This is a genomic window from Streptomyces sp. SBT349 (genome assembly GCF_001083795.1).
Taxonomy (GTDB): Bacteria; Actinomycetota; Actinomycetes; order Streptomycetales; family Streptomycetaceae; genus Streptomyces.
The window spans coordinates 1-4,905 of sequence record NZ_LAVK01000459.1 but is presented as its reverse complement, the minus strand read 5'-3'; the positions used below and the strand labels follow the sequence as shown (position 1 = coordinate 4,905).

The 4,905-nt window shown below is 71.0% G+C and carries 8 protein-coding genes; 4 read left to right on the top strand and 4 right to left on the bottom strand.

The features are described 5' to 3' along the window. The first annotated feature begins 51 nt into the window (after positions 1-51). Together ADY01_RS32750 and ADY01_RS32745 are read left to right on the top strand one after the other, a co-directional pair. Positions 52-1,236 (top strand): esterase/lipase family protein, encoded by a 1,185-nt coding sequence (locus tag ADY01_RS32750; protein ID WP_049580382.1) that lies wholly within the window; start codon positions 52-54, stop codon positions 1,234-1,236. An 83-nt stretch (positions 1,237-1,319) separates the two neighbouring features. Continuing rightward, entirely contained in the window at positions 1,320-2,231 is a 912-nt protein-coding gene (locus tag ADY01_RS32745) for an aminoglycoside phosphotransferase family protein (protein WP_049580381.1), read from the top strand. A gap of 7 nt (positions 2,232-2,238) precedes the next feature. Here the strand turns inward: ADY01_RS32745 and ADY01_RS32740 are convergent, their stop codons facing one another. The 3 genes from ADY01_RS32740 to ADY01_RS32730 all read right to left on the bottom strand — a co-directional run bounded on the left by ADY01_RS32740 (position 2,239) and on the right by ADY01_RS32730 (position 3,726). Next, the gene (locus tag ADY01_RS32740) at positions 2,239-2,604 is read right to left on the bottom strand and encodes a MerR family transcriptional regulator (protein WP_049580380.1); all 366 of its coding nucleotides are present in this window, start codon (positions 2,602-2,604) and stop codon (positions 2,239-2,241) included. Between the two features lie 82 nt (positions 2,605-2,686). Next, on the bottom strand, positions 2,687-2,899 hold the full coding sequence (locus ADY01_RS32735) for a DUF397 domain-containing protein (protein WP_049580379.1): 213 nt from the start codon (positions 2,897-2,899) through the stop codon (positions 2,687-2,689). Continuing rightward, on the bottom strand, positions 2,896-3,726 hold the full coding sequence (locus tag ADY01_RS32730) for a helix-turn-helix domain-containing protein (protein ID WP_159001572.1): 831 nt from the start codon (positions 3,724-3,726) through the stop codon (positions 2,896-2,898). Before ADY01_RS32730 ends, ADY01_RS32735 begins: the two co-directional genes overlap by 4 nt. Positions 3,727-3,846: 120 nt before the next feature. On the opposite strand from ADY01_RS32730, the gene ADY01_RS41445 reads away from it, so the two are divergent. Next, on the top strand, positions 3,847-3,981 hold the full coding sequence (locus tag ADY01_RS41445; protein ID WP_267888498.1) for a hypothetical protein: 135 nt from the start codon (positions 3,847-3,849) through the stop codon (positions 3,979-3,981). Beyond that, positions 3,978-4,229 (top strand): hypothetical protein, encoded by a 252-nt coding sequence (locus ADY01_RS32725; RefSeq protein WP_049580377.1) that lies wholly within the window; start codon positions 3,978-3,980, stop codon positions 4,227-4,229. Before ADY01_RS41445 ends, ADY01_RS32725 begins: the two co-directional genes overlap by 4 nt. Positions 4,230-4,236: 7 nt before the next feature. Here ADY01_RS32725 and ADY01_RS32720 read toward each other — a convergent pair whose 3' ends face one another. Beyond that, positions 4,237-4,674, bottom strand: a complete 438-nt coding sequence (locus tag ADY01_RS32720; RefSeq protein WP_049580376.1) for a pyridoxamine 5'-phosphate oxidase family protein — start codon at positions 4,672-4,674, stop codon at positions 4,237-4,239. Positions 4,675-4,905 lie beyond the last annotated feature (231 nt).

Below are 4,905 nucleotides of genomic sequence, written 5' to 3'. Positions count from 1 at the left end.
GGGGTGTGAGGGGGTGGGGGTTCGCGTGTGTTCCCTGAAGGAGGACGAGCTGTGACCGAGCAGAGTCAGCCCGCGATCGAGCCGTGGGGTTTTCTGGCGCCGGTGCCTCGGGCCGAGATTCCCGCCGCGCCGCCGCCCGACGACACCTGGATCTTCGACGGCGGCACCGCTCGCGTCTACTACGGCAGCGGGAACCGCGGCCCGGTTCATCCGGTGGTTCTGTCCGACGGGTTCAGCATCGGCCCCACCGACCACGACCTGTTCTGGGACAGCCTGGAGCGTGGCCCGTTCCCGTTCGCCAGCGAACTCCGCGCCCGCGGCCGTGACCTGGTCCTCGTCGGCTACCGCGAGCGCAGCAGGCCGGTCCTCGACAACGCCCGCGTGGCCATCGAGTGCATCAACCGCACCATCGCCGAGCGGTACGGGAACGCGCCGCTGACGGTCGGCGGGTTCAGCATGGGCGGCGTCATCATGCGGTACGCGCTCGCCAAGATGGAGCACGACCGCGTCGACCACCAGACCGACCTCTATCTGTCCTACGACGCCCCCCACCGCGGCGCGTGGATCCCCATCGCGCTCCAGGCTCTCGCGCACTTCCTCATCGCCACCCCCGACCTGTCCCAGCAGATCAACAGCCCCGCCGCCCGCGAGCTGCTCTGGCGCCACCTCGCCACCCCCGACGGCACCCCGGCCGAGGACCCGATGCGCACCCGCCTCCTCGCCGAGCTGGCGAAGGTCGGCGGGTGGCCCGTTCGCCCGCGCAGGCTCGGGGCGTCCAACGGCGGCCCCTTCGGCAACGGCGTCGCCCCCGGCGTCGACGCGCTGCGGGTCACCACGGGCTGGTTCACGGGCACGACGCTGCGCACCCAGTCGGCCGGGAAGGATCAGGAGGTGGCGCTGCTCAAGGGCGCGTGTGCGGCGGAGGCGATCCTGACCGACGGTCTGCCGGAGCTCGACGGCGCGCCCGGCGGGACGCTGGAGAGCTTCGGGGTCATCGGCCGCAAGATGCGCCTCACCGGCGCGGTCGACCTCACGCCCGGCACCGAGACCGTCTGCTTCGTCCCCGCCGTCAGCGCGCTGTCCGTCCGCGACCTGGAGGAGGACATCGCCGTGGACATCGACTCCCTGCCGCCCGGCGAGAGCGACTTCGACGAGTTCACGCTGTCCACGGCCAACAACCCGCACGCCGTCATGAGCCGCGAGCTCGGCGCCTGGATCGTGGATCGCATCGGCTGAACGGAGGCGGCCGGCGCGGACCGCCGGACCATCCGGGCGGGAATCCGGTTGCGGCGCCGGGGGCCGGGCACAACCATGTGCCGATGGCCGCCACCCGCATGCACGCCGACGAGATCCGCACCGACGCCGCGCTGGTCAGCCGCCTGCTCGCGGCGCAGTTCCCCCGGTGGGCCGGGCTGCCGGTCGAACCGGTCGACTCCTACGGCACCGACCACGACATCTACCGCCTCGGCGACCGCCTCGCCGCCCGCCTTCCGCGCATCGCCTGGGCCACCGCGCAGGCGGAGAAGGAACGGGAGTGGCTGCCCCGGCTCGCGCCCCACCTCCCCCTCGCGCTCCCCGTGCAACGGGCCATGGGCCGCCCGGCCGAGGGGTACCCGTTCGTCTGGTCCGTCTGCGAGTGGCTGCCCGGCGCGAACGCCAACGGCACCCTCACCACCCCGGCCGACCTCGACCGCGCGGCCGTGGACCTGGCCGCGTTCGTGACGGCGCTGCGCGGCGTGGACACCACCGGCGCGTTTCCGCGCCCAACCGGAGCGCGGGGCGCGCCGCTGGCGGAGAGCGACGAGACCGTGCGCCGTTCCCTCGCCCGCCTCGCCGATCTGGACCCGGCCCGTTTCGGCTCGGCCGAGCCCCTCCACCGCTGGGAGGAGTCCCTGAACGCGCCCGCCTGGGACGGCCCCGAGGTCTGGGTCCACGGCGACCTCCTCGCCGGGAACCTGCTGGTCCAGGACGGCCGCCTCACCGCCGTCATCGACTTCGGCGGCCTCAACGTGGGCGACCCGGCCTGCGACCTCCAGCCCGCCTGGAACATCTTCGCGGGCCCCAGCCGCCGCCGTTTCCGTGCCGAACTGGACGTGGACGACGCCTCCTGGCTGCGCGGACGCGGCTGGGCACTCGCCCAGGCCGCCACGGCGCTGCCGTACTACTGGGACACCAACCCCGGCATGGTCCGCCAGACCTCTCACGCCCTTGCGCAGATCCTCGGCGACTGAGCTTCCGCTAAGCCCGGGTGACGCGGACCGTCTCCAGGTACTCGGCGATCGCGTTCCTGTTCCGTGTCAGGCACTCGATGCGCTGCGTCATGCGGTCCCGCTCGTGCTCCAGCGTCGCCAGCAACTCCGGTGTCGCGTCCGGGAAATGGATGAGGCGGGGCTTGTCGAGGCACGGAAGGATCTGTTTGATGATGCGCGTCGGCAGGCCCGCGTCGAGCAGCCCCCTTATCTGGAGGACCCGGTCGACGAAGCGCTCGTCATAGCGCCGGTACCCGTTCGCGGAGCGCTCGGCGACGATCAGACCCTGTTCCTCGTAGTACCGCAGCAGCCGCCGGGGGGTGCCGGTGCGGTCGGACAGTTCGCCGATGCGCATCTGATCGACTCCACATCTCGTCGCGTTGACGTTCACATCAATGTGAGCCTGTGAGTGTACGCGAGTGCGGAGGAGCGGCGCCTCACGAGCGCGGCGATGCACCTGAGCCACAGAACGAGGTGAACGCCCGCCACGCGGCGACCGGAACGAGCAGGGTCGGACCGCCGCGGTCCTTGGTGTCCCGGACGGGGACCAGTCCGGGAACGCCGTCCGCGACCTCAACGCATTCGCCGCCGTCACCGTTGCTGTAGCTGGAGGTGCGCCAGGCGGCGGCGCTGAGGCCGGGGTGAGTCATGACTCGTCGTATTCCTTGGCTAGCGATTCGATGAGGTCGAGGGACGCCTCAGGGCAGAGCGCTACTGCTCTGAGCCAATCGTAGGACTCCTGATACCGGCGGACCATGCCTGGATCGTCGATCAACTGTCCCGAGTACCCGGTCTCGGTATAGACGACGGACGGCGCGTCCGTGAACATCATCAGTCTGACCATGGAGGCCATCGGCGGCGGCGTCTCCGTGAACGGGAAGACCTGGATGAACGCCTGCTTCTCCCGTGCCGCCGTTGCGAGATGGAGCAGCTGCTCGCGCATGACGGCGGCGCCTCCGTAGGGCGCGCGGACGGCAGGCTCGGACAGGACCGCCCAGAACCGGGGCGCGTTCTCCCGGCGGAGGAGATCGGCACGTTCCATGCGGGCGCCGAGAAGCCGCTCCACACGCTCGGCGGGGCCATAGGGATTGGACGCCTCGATGATCGTGCGTGCGTACGCCTCGGTCTGCAACAGGCCCGGGACAAAGGTGGGCGCGAAATCGAGGAGGCTCGCGGCCAACTGCTCCATCTCGGCCGCATCGGCGAAATACTCGGCGTGGCGGGATGCCTTCTTGATGGCCGTGGCGAGGTCTTCGAAGAAGCTGCCCGTGCCGTACAGCTGGTCCAACTGCCGTCCCAGTTCGGGCTGGAGCCTGCGTTCGGCGCGTTCCATCTGGGCCAGGTAGCTGGCGCCCATGAAGACGCGTCCGCTCAGGTCGTCCAGAGTCAAGCCCGCCTTCTCGCGCCAATTGCGCATGTGCACTCCGCAGAAGGCGGCGGGGGACTCTCCGGGGTTGAGCGGCTTCTTGTTGGCCACGAACTCACGACCTCTCGGTGCCTGGGCGTTTGCACACTTCCGGGGCTGTCAACGCTAGCCGCTCCGGCGGCAGGCTGTGAGCGTTTCGTCACAGACCGCACGGAAGAGGGAAGGTGGGCGATGAGCGAGCCGGAGGTCGAGGCGCTGGTCGAAGAGCCGGAGGAGCCCGTCGTGTTGAGCCCGAGGACCGAAGCGCTGCACGCCGAACTGGAGAAGCTGAAGGAACGCGTGCACCAGCACCTGGAGGGGCGTTGAGCGGCGTGGTGCTCGTCTCGGTCGAGGTCGACGCCACCACGGTGCGCCGCGGCGACGAGATCATGATCGGCGGCCAGATCTTCACGGTGTCCGACCTGACGGCGGCGCCGCGAGGCGGCAAGCGGTTGGAGTTCGCGTCGGGGGAGACGTTCCTGCTGCGTCCCCACACCGTCCTGTGGGCCGCCCGCCGGATATCCCCCCGCCGACCGCCACCCCGAGCCGGCGCACGCGGCCCGCGCGCGTGGTGACGCGCGCTCAGGGCACGACGGCGTAGGAGAGGTCCTTCGCGGCGAGCAGGGCGGGCCTGAGGCGGAGCCAGACGGTGCCGCGTTCGACGGGGTCGTCGTACAGGTAGCCCGTGAACCGGGGGTCCCAGCGCGACTCGTCGGGGCCCAGGTAGCGGCTCAGCTTCCGCCTGCCCCGGGGGATGTCGAACGGCAGCAGTTCGGCGTCGCCCCGGGCGATGACCTGGCGGACCTCGCCCGTGACGAGGTCGCAGATGTCCACGGTCAGGGCCACGGCCGGGTCGGCGCGTACGCGGTGGAAGAGGCGGGTCCAGGGCCCGGTCAGGACCCAGAACGCCGCCTCCTCCCACAGGAACCACACCGGCCGGACCGTCGGCCCGGCCGTCGCGAGGCGGGCGGTGAGGGGTCGGGCCAGGAAGGTGTCGAGGTCAAATGCGGCAGTCGTCACCCCCCGATTCTCATCCGACGCACGTCTCGCGGGGAACGACCTTCCGGCCTGAGCCGTGAGGCCGTGCGCTCCAGCTTCCAGGAATCCCGGTCGCGGACCTCCGCGTTGTACCGGTCGACGTCGCTGTCGTACGCGTCGCGGGGGATCACACGAAGGTGCGAGGGCGACCCTGAGAGCCGGGGGCGCGTTCCCTAAGGGGGTGACGGCCGGGGGGTCGGTCCTGAGGGGGAG

Coding starts and splice junctions, on each gene's coding strand:
- ADY01_RS32745 (WP_049580381.1), top strand. CDS start 1,320: ATGGCCGCCACCCGCATGCACGCCGACGAGATCCGCACCGACGCCGCG.
- ADY01_RS32740 (WP_049580380.1), bottom strand. CDS start 2,604: ATGCGCATCGGCGAACTGTCCGACCGCACCGGCACCCCCCGGCGGCTG.
- ADY01_RS32735 (WP_049580379.1), bottom strand. CDS start 2,899: ATGACTCACCCCGGCCTCAGCGCCGCCGCCTGGCGCACCTCCAGCTAC.
- ADY01_RS41445 (WP_267888498.1), top strand. CDS start 3,847: ATGAGCGAGCCGGAGGTCGAGGCGCTGGTCGAAGAGCCGGAGGAGCCC.